Annotated in this window: 19 protein-coding genes; 10 read left to right on the top strand and 9 right to left on the bottom strand. The window is 47.2% G+C overall.

Going from position 1 to position 18,471, the window contains the following annotated elements:
* Window positions 1-106: 106 nt before the first annotated feature.
* Entirely contained in the window at window positions 107-916 is an 810-nt protein-coding gene (locus GF401_09295; GenBank protein MBD3345242.1) for a hypothetical protein, read from the top strand.
* Between the two features lie 60 nt (window positions 917-976).
* Window positions 977-1,726: a DUF72 domain-containing protein gene (locus GF401_09290; GenBank protein ID MBD3345241.1), complete on the top strand. Its 750-nt coding sequence runs from the start codon at window positions 977-979 to the stop codon at window positions 1,724-1,726.
* Window positions 1,727-1,809: 83 nt separating this feature from the next.
* On the opposite strand, the gene GF401_09285 is transcribed toward GF401_09290, so the two are convergent.
* From GF401_09285 to GF401_09270, 4 genes are all read right to left on the bottom strand, one after another.
* Window positions 1,810-2,805: a DnaJ domain-containing protein gene (locus GF401_09285; GenBank protein ID MBD3345240.1), complete on the bottom strand. Its 996-nt coding sequence runs from the start codon at window positions 2,803-2,805 to the stop codon at window positions 1,810-1,812.
* A 107-nt stretch (window positions 2,806-2,912) separates the two neighbouring features.
* Entirely contained in the window at window positions 2,913-5,405 is a 2,493-nt protein-coding gene (locus tag GF401_09280) for an AAA family ATPase (GenBank protein MBD3345239.1), read from the bottom strand.
* 3 nt (window positions 5,406-5,408) lie between these two features.
* Window positions 5,409-5,897 carry an Hsp20 family protein gene (locus tag GF401_09275; GenBank protein MBD3345238.1) on the bottom strand — a complete coding sequence of 163 codons (489 nt, stop codon included), beginning with the start codon at window positions 5,895-5,897 and terminating at the stop codon, window positions 5,409-5,411.
* A gap of 166 nt (window positions 5,898-6,063) precedes the next feature.
* Window positions 6,064-6,411 carry an MTH1187 family thiamine-binding protein gene (locus tag GF401_09270; GenBank protein MBD3345237.1) on the bottom strand — a complete coding sequence of 116 codons (348 nt, stop codon included), beginning with the start codon at window positions 6,409-6,411 and terminating at the stop codon, window positions 6,064-6,066.
* A 137-nt stretch (window positions 6,412-6,548) separates the two neighbouring features.
* Between GF401_09270 and GF401_09265 the strand changes: the two genes are divergently transcribed.
* The 7 genes from GF401_09265 to GF401_09235 all read left to right on the top strand — a co-directional run bounded on the left by GF401_09265 (window position 6,549) and on the right by GF401_09235 (window position 11,652).
* Entirely contained in the window at window positions 6,549-6,968 is a 420-nt protein-coding gene (locus tag GF401_09265; protein ID MBD3345236.1) for an aminoacyl-tRNA hydrolase, read from the top strand.
* 165 nt (window positions 6,969-7,133) lie between these two features.
* The gene (locus GF401_09260) at window positions 7,134-7,583 is read left to right on the top strand and encodes a DUF2267 domain-containing protein (protein ID MBD3345235.1); all 450 of its coding nucleotides are present in this window, start codon (window positions 7,134-7,136) and stop codon (window positions 7,581-7,583) included.
* Window positions 7,580-8,059, top strand: coding sequence for an Hsp20 family protein (locus tag GF401_09255; protein ID MBD3345234.1), 480 nt, complete (start codon window positions 7,580-7,582; stop codon window positions 8,057-8,059). The genes GF401_09260 and GF401_09255 overlap by 4 nt, the downstream gene beginning before the upstream one ends.
* Before the next feature lie 106 nt (window positions 8,060-8,165).
* On the top strand, window positions 8,166-8,303 hold the full coding sequence (locus GF401_09250; GenBank protein MBD3345233.1) for a hypothetical protein: 138 nt from the start codon (window positions 8,166-8,168) through the stop codon (window positions 8,301-8,303).
* Window positions 8,303-8,974, top strand: a complete 672-nt coding sequence (locus tag GF401_09245) for a phosphoribosyltransferase (GenBank protein MBD3345232.1) — start codon at window positions 8,303-8,305, stop codon at window positions 8,972-8,974. The genes GF401_09250 and GF401_09245 overlap by 1 nt, the downstream gene beginning before the upstream one ends.
* A complete protein-coding gene (locus GF401_09240; GenBank protein MBD3345231.1) occupies window positions 8,938-10,275 on the top strand; it encodes a class I tRNA ligase family protein in 1,338 nt (445 codons plus the stop codon). The genes GF401_09245 and GF401_09240 overlap by 37 nt, the downstream gene beginning before the upstream one ends.
* 12 nt (window positions 10,276-10,287) lie before the next feature.
* A complete protein-coding gene (locus tag GF401_09235; GenBank protein ID MBD3345230.1) occupies window positions 10,288-11,652 on the top strand; it encodes a PAS domain S-box protein in 1,365 nt (454 codons plus the stop codon).
* Here the strand turns inward: GF401_09235 and GF401_09230 are convergent.
* From GF401_09230 to GF401_09210, 5 genes are all read right to left on the bottom strand, one after another.
* Window positions 11,628-12,641 carry an alpha/beta fold hydrolase gene (locus GF401_09230; GenBank protein ID MBD3345229.1) on the bottom strand — a complete coding sequence of 338 codons (1,014 nt, stop codon included), beginning with the start codon at window positions 12,639-12,641 and terminating at the stop codon, window positions 11,628-11,630. The two genes, GF401_09235 and GF401_09230, sit on opposite strands and share 25 nt — an antisense overlap.
* 52 nt (window positions 12,642-12,693) lie before the next feature.
* Complete coding sequence (locus GF401_09225; protein MBD3345228.1) at window positions 12,694-13,899, bottom strand: 2,3-bisphosphoglycerate-independent phosphoglycerate mutase; 1,206 nt, start codon at window positions 13,897-13,899, stop codon at window positions 12,694-12,696.
* A gap of 69 nt (window positions 13,900-13,968) precedes the next feature.
* Window positions 13,969-14,706, bottom strand: a complete 738-nt coding sequence (locus GF401_09220) for a hypothetical protein (GenBank protein MBD3345227.1) — start codon at window positions 14,704-14,706, stop codon at window positions 13,969-13,971.
* A 64-nt stretch (window positions 14,707-14,770) separates the two neighbouring features.
* Entirely contained in the window at window positions 14,771-16,489 is a 1,719-nt protein-coding gene (glgP, locus tag GF401_09215; protein ID MBD3345226.1) for an alpha-glucan family phosphorylase, read from the bottom strand.
* Window positions 16,490-16,613: 124 nt separating this feature from the next.
* Entirely contained in the window at window positions 16,614-17,510 is an 897-nt protein-coding gene (locus GF401_09210; GenBank protein MBD3345225.1) for a CHAD domain-containing protein, read from the bottom strand.
* A gap of 472 nt (window positions 17,511-17,982) precedes the next feature.
* Here GF401_09210 and GF401_09205 point away from each other — a divergent pair, with 472 nt between their 5' ends.
* Window positions 17,983-18,435, top strand: coding sequence for an Hsp20 family protein (locus GF401_09205; protein ID MBD3345224.1), 453 nt, complete (start codon window positions 17,983-17,985; stop codon window positions 18,433-18,435).
* The last annotated feature ends 36 nt before the right edge of the window (window positions 18,436-18,471 follow it).

Raw genomic sequence — 18,471 nt, 5'->3', positions numbered from 1 at the left:
AGGAAGAAAGAAGATAATTGATAAGGATAATAGACTAAGATAATGGATTGGTATTCACAAAATCGTATGCCGGATATCATCTACCCACTACCTTCAAGGAGCGCCTATGCCTGAACTTCCCGATGTTGAGGTTTTTCGACAGTATTTTAATAATGTAGCACTGAAAAAGAGAGTTGACAAAGTTGATATATCGGCAGATAGAATTCTGGAAGATATTTCTGCCCGCTCGTTTCAGAAGCGGGTAGGCCATTGCCGTTTTATGGCAAGCAGCCGCCACGGCAAACATCTGTTTGTGCAAACCGATAATGGCGGTGCTGTGGTACTGCATTTCGGCATGACCGGTTATTTACAACTGGTTAAAAATGATGAAGAGCAGCCAAAGCACACCAGCGTTGCATTCAGGTTCGACGACAAATCTCTTCTTGCCTATTCCTGCACCCGCCTTTTAGGCAAAGTTACATGGACCGGGGATGTGGATGAATATATCAAAAAAGAGAAACTGGGTCCTGATGCCCTGGACCTCAGTGTCGATGATCTGAATGAGATTTTAAACCAGAGCCGGTCGGGTGCAAAATCCACACTCATGGATCAAAGCAAACTAGCAGGGCTCGGGAATATCTATTCCGATGAAATACTTTATCAGAGTGGCATTCATCCCGAATACCCCGCAAAAGAGCTGAATAAAAAAGAGATCAAAAAATTATATAACACCATGCACCGGATTATCGATGTTGCTGTTCGTCACGGAGCCGGAAGTGATGGATTTCCCCGCCGCTGGTTGCTTCCGCACCGAAACAAGGGAGACAAGTGCCCGCGCTGCGATTCGGAAATTAAAAAAATTTCCGCTGCAGGAAGGTCGTCATATATATGCCCAAAATGTCAGAAAAACGACGCGGCGAATAAGAAAGGAACATAAGCGGCTGAATCATTAATTAAATATGCCGCAGAATCGGAACTAGTTACGAAATGGAATAACATGACCAAGACAAATAAGAACTACCGCATCGGTACATCGGGCTGGCACTACAAGCACTGGACAGGGCCCTTTTATCCCGAAAAAATGAAAACCGGTGATATGTTAAAATTTTACCTCCAGCATTTCTCTACGGTCGAAATTAACAACAGCTTTTACAAACTTCCGGAAGAAAAAACGCTTAAGCAGTGGGCATCGCTCGTCCCTGCCGGCTTCGAATTTGCAGTTAAAGCAAGCAGGTATATTACCCATGTCAAAAAGCTGAAAGACCCTGAAGAACCAGTGAATACCTTCATGAGCCGCATCGAAGTGCTTGGAGACAAACTTGGTCCTGTTCTGTTTCAACTCCCACCGTCATGGAAAGTGAACCTGGAGCGGCTGGAATCATTCTGTAAAGTATTGCCCGGGGGATTCTCCTATGCTTTCGAGTTTCGCAATCCAACATGGTTTGACGATTCGGTTATTGAAATACTCAATGAATATAATGCTTCATTTTGCATTTATGATATCGAAGGCAGAACATCACCTTCCCATCTGGTCGGACCGATCAGATATATCCGCCTCCACGGCCCCGATGGAAAATATCAGGGATCCTACTCAAAACAGCAGCTCCGCAAATGGGCAAACCTGCTTTCTTCATGGCGTGAACAAGGCCGCAAGGCATACTGCTACTTCGATAACGATCAAAACGGCTACGCCCCTCACAATGCTCTCACCTTAATGGAAATGCTTCAAACCACACGTTCAAGCTGACCAGTCCCGGCCACACCGGTTTAGGCAAATCGCCTGTAACAGGAAATATCGGTATTCTGATTTTCGACTTCCCTCTTACCTCCTCAAACCTTCTCCTTCTCCATTTCCTTCATCCGCAAAAGGAGCTTTTTCTGTTCTTCGGTCAGGTTTCGGGGGACTTTAATGACGAGTTGGACGAGCAGGTCTCCGGCTTTGCCGTTGTATTTATGCATCCCTTTGCCGCGGAGGCGCAACATCGTTGAACTGTCGGATCCGGGTGGAATCGTAATATCAACTTCCTTACCGTCAATAAGCCGAAGGCGTTTCTTGCCGCCGAGTACTGCGGTATACATATCGACATTCAGGTTGGTAATCAGATCGGAATCTCGCTGTTCGAACCAAGGGTGTTTATCGACCCGGATCGTAACATAGAGGTCGCCGAGCGGTCCACCTCCAATCCCTTCGCCACCCTGGTTTTTCAGACGCAATTTCTGACCGCTTGTGGTTCCCGGCGCTATTTTGATTCGAAGAGTCCGGCCGTTAATGGAGACTGTTTTTGTGGCTCCCGTCACCGCCTCTTCTAAAGAGATATGAAGTTCGGCTTCATAATCCGCTCCTTTAGCGCCATATTCATAAAAGCCTGGTCCGCCTCGGGGACGACGGGCCCGTGCGCCGGACCGAGCACCGGCTGTTCCGGCCCTACCTGCAAAAGCACTGTCGCCGAAAAAGCTCTTGAAAAAATCCGAAAAACCTCCCAGATTTTCAAAAATGTCTTCTGCATTCGATGAATAGGTATAGTAGTCACCCTGACCACGGTAGGATGATGAATTTTTACGAAACCAGTCATCATACCCCTCACCGCCGGTGCTCTGATACTGTTGCCAGTTGGAACCCAGCTGATCGTATTTTTTCCGCTTCGCCGGATCACCCAGCACCTCGTTCGCTTCGGTTATCTCCTTGAATTTTTTCTCGGCTTGGCCATTCCCCGGGTTCTTATCGGGATGATATTTGACCGCAAGCTTGTGAAAGGCCTTCTTTATGTCTTCCCGGGAAGCTTTTTTGTCAACGCCTAAAACCGAATAATAGTCCTTGAATTCCATGAGAAACCGTCACCTTATAAAAGTTATGCCTGGTTGTGTTCGTTACGACATAGCCTGGAATGCCGTGCCGCATACATACGACCTTATCGACACAGAATCTCCGTGTCCTATTCGTTATTTCCCGGCAGGGGCGGGCGGGGATCGGGTTGTTTTGGTGAGTCAACGCTTCCAAGCACATGCATTTCCCGGGCTTCAATCGCGGCTTTCTGCTTATTCAACAGCTCGAGCATGCCTATCAACCGTTGATCGACTCGCCAGTGAAAGCTGTGCTCTTCATCAATAGAACCCGACGGGACGCCACTGAACAGCTCAAGAGCTTCATCGACATGATTCACAGCCCAAACATGAAACTGTTCTTCTTTGACGGCTTCGATCACATCAGGGCGAAGCACGATATTTCGAATATTCGATTTCGGAACGCATACTCCCTGATTGCCGGTCAACCCGACAATCTTGCATATGTCATAAAATCCTTCAATTTTTGCATTGACGCCGCCGATTGCCTGTACCTGCCCCCATTGATTGACCGAACCGGTTACGGCGATATCCTGCCGCATCGGCACACCCGCACAGGCACTTAAAAGACAAAGGAGTTCGGCAACCGATGCACTGTCGCCTTCAATCATGCCGTAGCTCTGTTCCATGGCAAGGCTTGCGGAAAGGGAAAGGGAATGGCGGGTACTGTAGGTATTTCGTAAGAAACCTTCCAGAATCATCATCGACTTATCATAGGTCCGTCCACTCAGTTTGCTTTCCCGCTCGATATTGATAATACCGGCATTTCCCACACCGATACTGGATGTCAGTCTGGTGGGCCTTCCGAACATATAATCCCCGAGCGCAATAACGCTCAAACCGTTGATCTGCCCAACCGCCGCCCCTTCGGTGCTGATAAGCAGTGTTCCCTTCGCAATCATCTCGCTCATTTTGTCGGCAATCAAATTAGACCGAAATATTTTTTCATCGATCGCTTTCCGGACATTGGTACGGCTGACATGTGCGGCATTGTCCTTTTTAGCCCAGTAGGTCGATTCCCGGGCAAGGTCTTCGAGCTGCTTGAATGCGGTTGAAACTTTTTCTTTGTCTCCGGCCATGCGGATACTCTGCCGAAGCAGTTCATACACTCCCTCCCGGTCAAAGGGCATGACACCGTCTTCTTTCTGCTGAAGTTTACTGATAAACTTGCCGATAGTCTGAAGACTTGTATCCTGTAATTCCATTTCTCCGGCAAAATCCGCTTTTACTTTAAAAATCTCGGCAAAATCTTCATCGTAAAGCTGAAGCAGGTAATATATCAGCGGGTTACCATAGGCGACAATTTTCAGTTTGATCGGAATCGGTTCCGGACGCATTGCCGATGATGAAAACACCCCGAAGGGGTCGTACATATGATATTCCAGAACGCCGCTCTTTATTGTACGTTTCAGTTCTTTCCAGACCAGCGGTTCAATTAAAGCTTCGACAAGATCGAACATGAGATATCCACCATTGGCCCGGAGAATACTGCCAGCGTTAATTTGACGAAAATTGGTGATCATCCGGCCCATCCGGTCGCTGATACCGTGAATTGTGCCGAACAGATTTTTGTAATTGGGCGATGTTTCCATTATAAACGGCGCATGGTCTGTTTCGCTATTGTCTACAACGATATTGATATCATACTGCTCGAATGGGTCCTGGGGATCCTGAGTTCCCCCTCCTCCCATCATCACGGCAAGAGGGTTCTGATTTTGTTCTCCCTTGTCCTGGAACTGTTGCAAGTTATCGAGCATGTGTTCTTTCATCTGCCCCAACCATGATTTGAGTTTTTCACCCGGGTACTTTTGAACGATTGAATCGATTGCGGGCCCAAAGAGCTGTTGGGCAAAATCCCGTTCAATGTTCCGGATATCTTCCCGCAATTTCCGTTCGATCTCGCGCTGTTGTCCCATTTTCTTGTTTGCCTTTTCGGCAAGTTCCTGTTGTTTCTTTTCTATCTGCTCTTTTTCTTCATCCTTCAAGGAATCAAATTCTTCACTTTTCATCGCGCGATCATCTTTTTTAGGGATAATCATCACCCGGCCATCCGGCGATTGGTCAATTACAAAACCGATTTCATCTGCGCTCTGTTGCAGCTCCTGAAAGAGTTTTCGGGCCTGGGTACGGTAATGTTGATTCAATCGTTTCTTCTCGTTACTGAAGTCCTCTTTTTGGAAAGCTTTTGGAAGTTCTTCCTTGAGTTGTTCGATCAGTTCTTTGATATCACGTTTGAGTTCGCGTGCCTTTCCCGGCTGGATTTCAAATGCCGGCGGACGGTCCTGCTGATCGAAATTATTGACATATATCCAATCGGAGGGTACGGGTTTCTCTTCTGCTTTCTGCTGTAAAATTTTCTGCAACATTGTACGCTTGCCCAGCCCGCTCATTCCCGAAGCATAGATATTATAGCCGGAATCGTTAACATCCAATCCGAGTTCGAGGGCCTTTATCGCTCGGGGCTGACCAACGATATCATCCAAGGGCGAAAGATTACGCGTCGTATTAAAGAGTCCATCACTCGGCGGTAAATCGATATCAAGATCGTGCGAAGTGAGTTTCTGTGCTTTGTTCTTTTCTGCCATTGCTTATTCTCCCTTGAGACATTGTTCAGAGTGATTGTTTTCATGTTCCTTTTCGATCAATATCATAAACACACCGTTGCGGTAATCGATATGCATCTGGGCTGAATATTCAGAATTGTCATCGAGCTCGACTCTGCGCTTGAAAGGGCCACTCTTTCGTTCTGAAAGGTGACGGAAGGTTGTGCGCATCACCTCTTCCTCCCGCACGCCGTATATCTCAAGCACATTATCCTGCCTCCGCACGGTAACTTCCTTGGGATTGATACCAGGCAAGTCGATTAACACAACGACCTCATCCGCCGTCTCAATTACATCGGTGTGCGGTTCCCAATGTTTTCCCTTTTCCATCTGACGCCATCGATTATGAATTAATTCATCGAACACACAATCAATATGAGTCTCAAAATCGAGCAGGATTTGCAGCAAATTATCACGGGAACTTGAATTCATAGATATTCCTTCTGGAAAAAGTCCAATATTCGAGACATACATCCATTTATGCGCTTTTGTGAACTTCCCGGTTTGTAGCGCAAATTACATACCAGAATTACCATAAGCAAAAGCCACTACCTCGACCGGATCACCGGCGTCGATGCAACGACCGGGCATATTATCAATTCCGGGAAAAACAATTACCGGATTCGGGAAAACCACATCCCTATACCTTCGGTGTCACCAATGCTTCCGGCGGCTTTTCCTCATATGTTTGTGATTTGGAGCCCATCTTTTCGCTGATTGATTCCATATTGGACTGAAGCTTATTATGCTCATCAGCATCATCTTCCATTTTAATCATTGTGATGAGATGACTGTTTTTATCAAGCATTTTTTTGCGTGCTTTTCCTATAGTCTCCATTACCTGGTCCCATTCACCTTCAATACACGTGGCGGTGGGCGTCAATTGATAGGCCAGACCCGATTCTGCAATTACCTTTACCGCCTCGGCAACATCTTCACTGATATGTGAGTTGCCGCCAACCGGAATAAAACTGATCTCAGCAAGCATATACTACTCCTTTGTTAATTGGTTGATACCACATACTGTTTATTAAAGGCTAGTATATTCAAATACTGTGCCACCCTTCACCAGTACACCGCACGTGTAGTATTTTGTAACAACAGGATTTTCAGGATACATGCGCTATGATCAGGATTAACGACCAAGTACAAATTGACGAGAGCGACATCGGATGGCGGTTTATTCGCTCTCCCGGTCCGGGAGGGCAGCATGTAAACACCTCTTCGACCGGTGTCCAGCTTGTATTCGACCTTGCCGGCTCGCAAACTGTACCGGAGGATATGAAAAAACGTTTGCAGAGGTTATATCCCGGCTATATCAATAACCGCGGGGAATTCTGTATCGATTCTCACACTCACCGGAGCCAGACCAGAAACCGCAACGAAGCTCTGGAGCGGCTTATTTCCTTTATTCGCAAAGCAAGCATCCGAAAAAAGAAGAGAAAACCCAGCAAACCAACAAAGGCCTCCCGGGAAAAACGGCTGCAACGCAAAAAAAAGCGCGGAGAAAAAAAACAGCTGCGAAAACCAATCCATCCCGATTAATAATGTTATTCTTATCGTAATACCATATACCATCTAGTATAAAAAAGAACCCTCGCTTCCGTTCCTCCTGATCCATCCATTTTGGCACACAACTTGCTTCTTTTTAGTGCAATGAATTGAAAACTGTAACACCTGCCTGAAAATCACCTATGAAAGGAGGCCAGTATGGCAATGACAGGATTGGAAGCATTTGATACCACTGTTCAGAAAAGCGAGGTCTGGCTCAAAGAGATCGGTAAGGAGCTTGGATGGGACAGTCGCCAAAAGTCTTACAAGGCGTTACGTGCCGTACTTCATGCTCTGCGAGACCGCCTGACCATCGATGAAGGCGCGCATTTGAGCGCTCAGCTTCCTATGCTGATCCGTGGCATCTATTACGAGAGCTGGCGTCCGGCAGAGGTTCCGATCAAATACCGGTCAAAAGAAGAATTTCTCAAGCGTATCGAACGTGATTTTGCCGGTGATCCTGCATTCGAGCCCGAAAAAGTCACCGGCGTGGTTTTAAATGTACTTAAACACGAGATTTCATCCGGTGAAGCACAGGAAATTGAACAGTTGCTTCCCGGCGAACTAAAAGAATTATGGGAAAAGTATGATAAGGAGCATGCAGCATGAATTTTGTTAATCCACGAATGAGAAAAAGTCAACTGAAAAGAAAAAAACGACATACCAGAGTTCCGTTACCCTGGTCACGCGCGGGTCACAGCAAGGTATTCAAAAAAACAGATGTTGCCCAAAAGCGTTTTTCATGGTCTTCCATACCCGAAATGGTTGCAAAAAACCTTCCCGGCAAAACTGATAAGGAAAGTGGGACAACTTTTGCAGCAGGCCGGAAAAACGGGTATGTATGGGTAGCCGGAAAAGTTCCCGGTGTACAGAAAAAAAATGTGAATGTGACGCATGCCGGTAATATGCTCATTATCGAAGGGACACGATCGGTCAAAAAGAATTGGAAAGACCTTGGAAGCCAGGAATTCGAACTTGAATTTTCCAATAGTGTCGAATTAAAAGGTGATCTTGACTGGGATAATGCACAGGCCTATATGCGCAACGATTATGTAGGAGTCGCTGTTCCGACAAAAAAGGCATAATTTTTTTAATTATGCCTTTTTGATTTGTCACCCACTTCTCCTCTTCTCTTCCCTCTCCTCCCGGCTTTGCCGGCGGGGAGGAACATGCTCAAAGCGAGGCGTTGAGGTGAAGTCAACTATTGTTTTTATCTACCGGTACAAGCGATTAAATAATGTGATCTTTAACGAGCTGCTGTGGCGCCGTGATGAAAAGATGGTAACACCGACAACCAGACACCACGATTTACTTAAGGGAGGATGGTGATGGAACGAATATTCGGGAATCGCCGTGAAGCCGGCAGAATACTGGCCGACCATCTGAAAGAATATAAATCAAAAGAGAATCTGCTTGTTCTTGGATTGCCCCGCGGAGGAGTTCCTGTGGCCTTTGAAGTGGCAAAAGCGCTGGATGCCGATCTGGATATATTTGTTGTCCGTAAACTTGACACGCCGGGTCATGAAGAGCTTGCCATGGGCGCAATTGCCGGAGGAGATACGCGGGTGATCAATGAGGATGTTGTGGAATATCTTCACATACCAGAAGATGCCATCGAAATGGAAACCCGCCGCGAACAGGAAGAAGTCCGCAAACGTGAGGCGATGTACCGAGAGGGCGGGAAGGTTCCGGTCAGTGCCGAAGGTCGCCCGGTTATACTGGTGGATGACGGCCTTGCGACAGGAGCGAGCATGATGGCGGCGGTGAAAACTTTGCGACAGCAAAACCCCTCCGCCATAACAGTTGCGGTTCCAGTCGCCTCTCCAAGCGTGCGCAATAAACTGGCCGAAGACGCCGATGATATCATATGCGTACAAACACCCCGGGCCTTTTCAGCAGTGGGAGCCTGGTATGATGATTTCACTCCCACAACCGATGAAGAGGTCAAAGATTTACTGAAAGAATGGGCATCGATGCATCAATCGGTGGCGGGAAGCTGAATGTTGCACACCATAGTCAATACCTTCACCAAGGTACCTACAGCATGAATACTCCTCCACTGATGTTGAATAACACCATGAGCCGGAACAAGGACCTGTTCCGACCACTTCAACCGCCCCATGTGAAACTGTTTACCTGTGGCCCCTCGGTATACCGCCACCCTCATCTTGGCAACTATCGAACCTTCTTTTATGAAGATATTCTTCATCGCTATCTCAGCCACCTGGGATTTGAAGTAGAACGGGTAGTGAATTTCACCGATATAGAAGATAAAAGCATCAGTGAAGCACGACGGAAGCAGATATCGGTCGACGACCTTACCCGTCCGGTAGAAGAGCGTTTTTTTGAGGATTGCCGCTTTCTTTCAATCGATCTTCCTCCATTCATCCCCCGTTCCTCAACAAGCGTTCATACCGCGGCCGAGATTATTGAAGGGTTACTTGAAAAGAAACATGCCTACTCCTATGGGCCGGATATCTATTTCGATCCACTCACCTTCCAGGGCTTCGGACGGCTGTACCGACTGGATATGAGCAAATGGCCTTCTAGGAAAAAACGTTTCAGTAAAGATACCTACCCGGGTCAACGATGGAATCTGGGAGATTTTATTCTCTGGCATGGTGCGCGTGATAATGAACCGGCCCAATGGGAAACAGTGCTTGGCAAGGGGCGTCCTGCATGGAATGTTCAGGATCCCGCCATGATAGTCAAGCATCTCGGCACACAAATAGATATCAGTTGCGGCGGCATCGACAACCTCTACCGTCACCATGACTATACCATTGCAGTCACCGAAGCCTATTCGGGGAAAGAACTTGCCCCCTATTGGCTTCATGGGGAACATCTCCTGGTTGACGGCCACAAGATGTCTAAAAATAAGGGAAACATAATCCATGTCGGCGACCTTGCATCAAAGGGGTATGATGGTGCGGTGATCCGTTTTTTCTTTGCAACACAACATTATCGGAAAAAGCTCAATTTTACCTATGCTGCGCTTGATGCCGCAGCAAAACGTCATGCCCGGCTGATCGAGTATGCACGCGTGTTCACCACGGATGTGCAGCCCGATAAAGAAGCGGCTGAATCAAGCCACAGTGCCGGGGAATTGCTCGTGCAGTTTGAAAATGCGCTGAGTGACGACTTACATACCGAACGCGCTCTTGATGATCTTGAGCACATGCTCATGCCCTTATCGGAAGCCCGTAAAGAGGGAACGCTGAATCAATCGGATACTGCGGGCATCTGCCATGTTCTTCAAAAGATCGATATGGTCCTGAAGACAGGTATTAACCATTCATAAGGAGTAGCCCGTATGATTAAAAAATTGTTTCATTTAAACAAACAATCGTCCTATGATGCTCCCGTTCCCGACAATCTGCACTCCTGGCCGGCAAAACAGGTCGATACCCTGTGCGATACCCTTCCCCGGAACGGCAGTGATAATGCTCAGGGGCTTATTTACCGGCTGCAACTGAACCAGAGTGAACTGGAAACCCGAACCAAAGATCTTAACAGAGAATTTAAAATGGTTCAGCATGAACTCATCGCGGCAAATGAAAAATTGAAACAGGCCTGTGATGAGTACGAAAGATTGCGGCTATCCGAAGAACGATACCGTTTTTTGTACGAAGAGTCTCCTGCAGTAAATGCGGTAATCGGCATGGACGGTACAATACTGGATATCAATAAACAGGCATTGAACAGCCTTGGGTATGCTAAAGAGGAAATGCTTGGACAACCGCTTACCAATTTTGTCGTTCCCCGTCAGCGGGAGGATGTTCGCCGTCAACTGGGGGCATCCGCACGAGGTGAACAGCCGCCAACCACAGAAGTCTCCATTTATGCCCAAAACGGAGATCTCCGTCATTTTATTCTGGTCCCGGGCAATCTGGTTTACCACCGGGGAAGCACTCCCCACAGTTTTATTTATATCGCCCTCGATATGACAAAACATAAGGAAATGGAAGAGCAACTGCAGAATCGCACAAATGAGCTTCTGGCAGCCAACAGGGAACTCAAAGCCTTTGCCCATTCAGTATCCCACGACCTGCGCAATCCGCTTAATAATATGGCGGCCATGGTTGATGTCCTGAAAATGTACTATGCCGACCTTATGGATGCCGACGGTAACAAGTGTATCGAACAGATCGAAACAAACATCTATCGCATGACCAGCACAATTTCCAATTTGCTGGAGTTATCAATAATTTCACAACATGAACTAAAAAAACAGGATGTTGATCTGAGTGCGATCACCGACAGTTTCCTAAGTGAACTGAAAAAGAGTAATCCCTGGCGTAATGTTGAAGTAATCGTTCAGAGCGGTATCATTGTCAATGCAGATAAGGGACTAATCCGGCTTGCTCTCGAAAATCTTATCAGAAATGCATGGAAGTATACTTCAAAGGTAAAAAATCCCCGTATAGAAATCGGTATGCAGGATCACAATGGACGGAGAGTTGTTTACATAAAAGACAATGGCGCCGGCTTCGATATGAACCATGCAGAAATAATCTTTGAACCGTTTACCCGTCTGCATTCACAGGAAAAATATCGTGGAACCGGTATTGGCCTCTCGATCGTTCAACGGGTTGTACATAAGCATGGTGGGACAATATGTGCTGAAGGCCAGGTCGACAGAGGGGCAACGTTCTACTTTACCCTGGTGACCGGATGACGGTTATATACTGCACTGATATTTATTCCTGTCGCAGGTACCGGCCGGCGGGTCCGGGTGAAAAAGTTTTCCATATGGCGGGCAACCAGCTCGGTCTTTGTGAACATCATCTCGTGTGAAGCCTCAGGGATCGTGAAATAGCGTTTGCCGTCAAAAATATGCTTCATCAGGTTTCGCATCTCCTTATCGATCAGCATGTCCTTTTCACCATTCATCACAATAACCGGACAGAATATCCGGCAGGCATCCTCGAGCCCCTGATAATTCGCCAAGGCTTCAAAAACCTGACGGTAATAGGCTGGATGTTTAACCCGGAGAAATTCCACCAATTCTTCATCTCCGCTCTTTTGCCCCCGGGTATTTTTGACAAAATTGATAAGCTGTTCAAAAAACCAGTATATCTGATAATCGGGAACCGACCGGATCCATTCATGGTTCACTTTTACGCTGTTTCGTATGCTGCGTGTGGCGCCGGCAATTACCGATGATGCAAGCACGAGCCGCCTTACGGCAATATCCTCGGGCAAATGAGCAACCAGATGTGTTGCTACAACGCCGCCAAAAGAGACCCCCATAAGATCGCATTCTCGGACATTCACCGAACGGAGAAAATCAACGATTATGGTTAAAAAGTTTTCGATACTCCCCGTATATAAAGAACTTTGTTCGGGCATATTGATTGCAATGATACGGTAATCACGCAAATACCTGTTTAATTTGACAAAGGTTCTCCCATCGAGCATCAACCCATGAATACATACGAGAACCGGCGCGGTATCCGGTCCGGCTTCGTAATACCAGTACTGTTCCTGTGTTTCATGGGATATTACACTCCGGTACGACCATCCGTGTAAATTGTACTCCTGAATTTTATTGATTGTGCAGTTGATTTCCTCAATTTTTTTCTGACACGCTTCCCGGGGCGCAAGAAATACTGCCGACTTAAGCACGAACATGAATATTCTGGTAAGCAGCTTTTGCATGATCATGTTCCTTTCGGTTTAGTACCCGCATCACATACCCGGCGAAGCAGCAACACTATCAGGCGCCATATTTATTCAGGCGGTGTGCATGCGCCAGCGCCATGGGCATGATATCAACGGCAGGCATTTGTGGCCCCAGAGCGCCATGGGTACAATAGCTTTCACCAAATTTCTGAACATCATCGGGCCGGCATGATTTCGACCAGATTAAAAGCGGGACTGGATGCCAGCTGTGGGATTTCAAGACCGACGGAGTCGAGTGATCGCCGGTAATAATCATTACCTCCGGTTTAAAATCGAGTATCCGGGGGATAATCGAATCGACCTCTTCAATGGCATGCATCTTCCGGTCAAAATCACCATCCTCTCCCGAACTGTCGGTTGCCTTCACATGAACAAAGAAGAAATCATAGTTGCCGTAATGTTCTTTTACAAGAGAAAGTTCTTCATCAAGATTGCCTGCATTCCCGATGACATCCATGCCGATCAATTTTCCCAGTCCACGATACATGGGGTATGCAGCAATGGCGGCTCCATGCATTCCGAATACTTCCTCGAACCGGGGCCAATTGGGCCTTTTGGCAAATCCCCGCATCAGCACCATATTTGCTTTTGGCTCATGGGATAAAATCTCACTCGCCTGGGAAATAAAAGCTTCAACAATATTTCCGGTGTGTTCGGCATCCGGAGCAACAGTCTCCACCTCTTTGGGCGGCGCCCCCGTTGCCTGAGGATCAGTATCGTTAATTGCCGAACTCAATTTCTTACCCCGCAGCACCAGAAGGAAACGGTGTTCTTTAATTGTCTCGATAAATATTTCAACTCCATTGATTGTGATATTCCGTAATTTTTCGCATAATTTCTTATTGGTTTCGGTATCGATTCGTCCTGCACGACGGTCGGTAACATTCCCCTTTTTGTCGATCGTACAGAAATTACCCCGCGCAGCAACATCATCAGGCCCGATATCAAAATCGATTCCAAGGGCCGAGAGAACCCCGCGGCCTACCGTATACTGGAGAGGATCGTACCCGAATATGCCAAGGTGTCCAGGACCACTTCCGGGGGTGATCCCCGGCCCTACCGGAACATGTAATCCACACATTCCTTCCGTGGCCATCGTGTCCATTTCAGGCGTATTCGCCTGCTCCAGCTCGGTCTTTCCCTGCCATGTTTTCGGCAGGCCACCAAGGCCGTCCATAACAAGCATAATAATCTTCGAATCGTTCTTTTGCTGCAAGGGCATGAGATGTTTAAAATCCATAATACAACTTTTTCACTTTCTACAAGGTAAAAAACAGAGGAAAGAGACACTTTTGCTGATAATTCGCAATTACTCAACCGATGTTCCGCTGAGTCTGATTTGTTCGGCTAACGGTACGCCTGCAAGAAGCAGAATTCTGCTTTCTCTCCGGGCATAAGCAGCTATTTCAACGGCATCGGGAAGAAAAAAGTATTCGCCGGGACCGATCCGGTAATCGCACGCTTCAACTTCACCCCAGTAACAGTACATCAACCCCTCCATCTCACTGGGCACCGACATAAAATGATGGGCATTGATATCCATATGTATATCCTGGATAATTAACGGTATTGTTGAAGATGTTGGCGCGCCGTTCCCGACAATGTGGTAAGCCGAGCTTCCCTGGTTCTGAACATAGGGTAACTGGTCGGGCTGCCAAGAGTCGTATGACGGATCGATCTTTTTCATGTCCCGGGGAAGATTGACCCAGATCCGGAATCCATGACACAGCGGATGACCGGCGACTGATGTTTCCGAGTGAACGAGTCCTCTGCCTGCTACATAATGCTGCAATCCACCGCTTTCAATCACCCGTGCAATTCCTGTTGTATCGGAATGCAGAAGGGCGCCTTCAGTGATATACGTATACCCTTCGAACCCGCGGTATTCCATTCGGGGAAAACCGCTGTCCTGAGGTATAAAAAATTCATCCACAAGAGCAAAGGGATCATAGGATGTCTGATCGGAAGCAGGGAAAAGTCTTTTGACCCGAATATCATTGCTTTCCCTGATTTCTTGTGCATGCTTAAGGTATGTGAGGGTAACCATTCCGCATGTCCTTTCATTTGTTGATTATTGTAATGTCAAAACTTTTTTCTCATCTGAATTATCGCTACCTGATTTCCTGAAGCACCGGCTCGGTTGTCTCTATCTTTTCGGTGATGTGTGTAAAGTAGGCATTTACGACGTATTGACGAACCATCCGGTGCGTATTGAAAAATGAACCATTGATTGAGATACAATTGCGCATAATCCGGGCCCATTGTTCCGGATTGTTGTAATAGAGTGGGAGGATCGTATGTTCCAGCTTACCGTACATATCTTCCAATTCTTCTGCATGTGATGCTCTTTCGTTTTCATCATAGCGCTTACCGATGCTCCATCCGGTGATATTCTCGATATGTCCTTCATTCCACCAGCCGTCGAGAACCGAGAGTTGCGGCACACCGTTGGCTGCGGCTTTCATTCCCGAGGTACCGGAAGCTTCCTGGGGCGGACGGGGGGTGTTGAGCCACAGGTCGCACCCGGATACCATCATACCGGCGATCTGCAAATCATAGTCTTCGATATAGCACGTACGCACGTGAGGCCTCAGAGCTTTCATGGCGTCATGAACATACTCTATCTGCCGCTTCCCTTCCCGGTCGGCCGGATGGGCTATACCCGAATAGAGTATCTGCAGCCCCCTATACTGTTGTGCAATAGATTTCAGGCGCTGCATATCGGAGAAAAGCATGTCTGCACGCTTATAGGGTGTTATCCGGCGGGCATATCCTATAGTAAAAACATCCGGATTCAGATTGACTTTTTGATGCCCGAAAAGCCATGCAATCATCCGCTCCTTTGCCGCCCGGTGGGCCTCCATGATTTCTTTGCATGAAACCCCCGCGATATACCGCAGATTAAAAAAATCTTTTCGCCACGATTTAACATAGCGGCCAAAAAGTTCATCCATTGACGGGCACACCCAGTATGAGGTATGAATGCCATTGGTGATTGATTCGATATCATGACCGGGAAACATGGTGCTCGTAGTTTCGGTATGACTTCCGGCCACTCCGTTGACAAATGCGCTATGGTTGAGAGCCAGTTCGGTCATGTTACAGACGCTCCCCATGCTTTTTTGTATCTCTTCGGGCATGGAGGGAAACATATTCTGAACCATCTTTGTACTGAACTTATCGTGACCGGCGGGAACGGGCGTATGGGTGGTAAAGATGCACCGGTTGCGCACCTCCCGGGCAGGATCTGCAGCATCACCAAATTTGCGCATGAGTTCTGCAACAAGAAAGGCCGAATGCCCCTCATTCATGTGGTACCGGAGATCGGAGACGAATCCGAGAGCCTCGAGCATCCGTACTCCGCCCACACCCAGAACAATCTCCTGAGCACACCTGAACCGGTCGTCATCCTTATAAAGGTAATAACTCAAACTGCGTTCGAAGGGTGAATTGGCTTCATTGTCGGTATCAAGAAAAATAACCGGAACTTCAAATCCCGTAACCCCCTTCACCCCGTACAGCCAGGGAGTTATGCGTACCTGACGGTCTTCTATGGTGACGGAGACTTCTGCATTAAGAGGTGTCAAAAATTCGTGGGGATTCCAGCGATCTTCTTTTTCGTGCTGTACTCCCTGTGCATCGATTGTCTGGAAAAAATACCCCTTTTTCACTAATAAAGAGACGCCGGCAATGCCTATTTCCAGATCTGCACATCCCCGCATCATGTCGGCAGCCAGTACTCCAAGCCCGCCGGCATAGGTGTGCATATCATTCTCCAGCGCAAATTCCATGGAGAAATAGGCTGTTCCGATATCGTAGAATCTCTCCATTATCGACACACCGTCTTCCATCATGACCGGCTCCTTATTGTTGATTGATGCACAAACCCCCGGTTAATGCACAAAGCAAAACGCAAATTGTATGCCAATCAGAGGATGGGTATCTTGGGGAGTATCATGACCATGCGAGCCAGTACTGCTCGAAACGGGTGCGGAAAGCTTTTGGCTTCTCTGCATAGAGGCGTTTGCCCCGCGCCCGGGCACTTGCGCGAAGTTCCGATTGCCGCAGGGTTATTAAATCTTTAAGCACCGCCCGATCTTCAGAATTGAGATGCGCTTCTGAAACACCATCGATATATTCACTCAGTATACTCAAATCGTGTTCATCACCGAGTATATGACTCAAATCCTCGAGCGAAAAACAGCATCCCTTTATAACAGGCGGCCACATATCGCGAAGAAGGCGCATGTGATACAAGTAATCTTTGACCCGTTTTCGCCAGTCATGAAAATTCTGCATGGAAGGAGTATCGTATGCATTGACAAAAGCCTTTCTTCCCCGCCGGTAGATTCGTGTCAGCCCTCCACCCACGGCATCGAATCCTTCAGCACCCATTTTGCATGAAGCTATTACTTTTTGCGAGTCATTGAGCATGTCCCGAACTCTTTGAACTTTCTTTTTAATCTGCCCCTGCTTGCTCATCAAATCCTCTCGCCGTTTGTCCAGAAGCGATTGGATCCCCGCAAAAAGCGCTTTCTTTGCCTGGGGCTTAAAGTGGTTTTCGAGGTTGCTACAGGTTGCAGCCATTACTTTCGCATCACGGAAATCGGAAAATTCCCGTCCAGCCCCACGGAACATTCCATTGAGACGGGTATAATTGTTGCCGAGTGCAGGACGCACCAGTCGAAGCAGTGCCCGTATTTTTTTAAACTCTTTCCGGGCCTCATGTATGCCGCCGGCGTTTTTGATATTTTCAAACACCAGATCCCGCATTGCCTTGTCGATCTGCTCTCCGGCAATGCGCCTGAGATTCTGTTTTGTTGTTTCGGTTATTGCATATCGATAACTCATGAGAATGCTTTCGATAAATGAGAATAATGAAATGATTGAATAATGGATTACCCCTTGCTTTTGTCTGCTTCACCACCTCTTTATCCCGGCTACAGCGAAATTACTCAGTTTTTGCTGTTTTCCGATGCAAATTCGATGCCGGGATACTATTCATTCACATGCTGCTTTGATACAATATGGACTGCACGGCAAAAGCGTAAATTTCCCGGAAATGCAAATGCGATTTTCGAAATTACGAATGGATACCGGAGTATCCCATTCGAAAGGAGGCCGTTGTGGAGCTTTCTCACGCACCTAAAACACCGATCGATCTTCCCGAATGGCATAACTTTTGCATCAATGAATGCGGAAAATAATTCGAAGGCATTGATTTAAATTGTCAACAACACATGAATGCCCTCGGTAGTAATCTGCTTACCATGGAAGCAGTGTAGGATTTTCTTTTCCATCATTATTTACTAAAGGAGGACCTATGGCTTTTTTACCTACTTTCCGCCCCGAACGGACCATGAGTTCATTAAGCACTCTTCTCAACGACTTTTTTAACGATCCTTTTTTCAGCATGTCCAACCGGGATATCAGCGGCAGAATGTGGCCGAGTATGGATATTGTTGAAGAAAAGGATGAATTTCTCATTCGCGCCGACATTCCTGGTGTTGACAAAAACAACATCGACATTTCGATATCCGGTGATGTTCTCACTATCAGCGGCGATAAAAAAGAAGAATCGAAAAAGGAAGAAGAAGGCGGGTATTACAGCCATCTCGAACGGGCCTATGGCTCATTCAGCCGTTCTTTTACGCTTCCCGACTATGTCGATAAAGAAAGCATCAACGCAACATTTAAAAACGGCGTTCTTGAGCTTTCACTGAAGAAAACAAGCCGGCCCCAACCCCAGGCAAAGAAAATCGAAGTCAAGGGCTGAGGGAACTACCAATAATTTCTCTTCCCAGGGCGCACA

Source organism: Chitinivibrionales bacterium (assembly GCA_014728215.1).
Lineage (GTDB): Bacteria > Fibrobacterota > Chitinivibrionia > Chitinivibrionales > WJKA01 > WJKA01.
The sequence above is the reverse complement of the archived record's forward strand: the minus strand, read 5'-3'. Positions and strand labels throughout refer to the sequence as shown.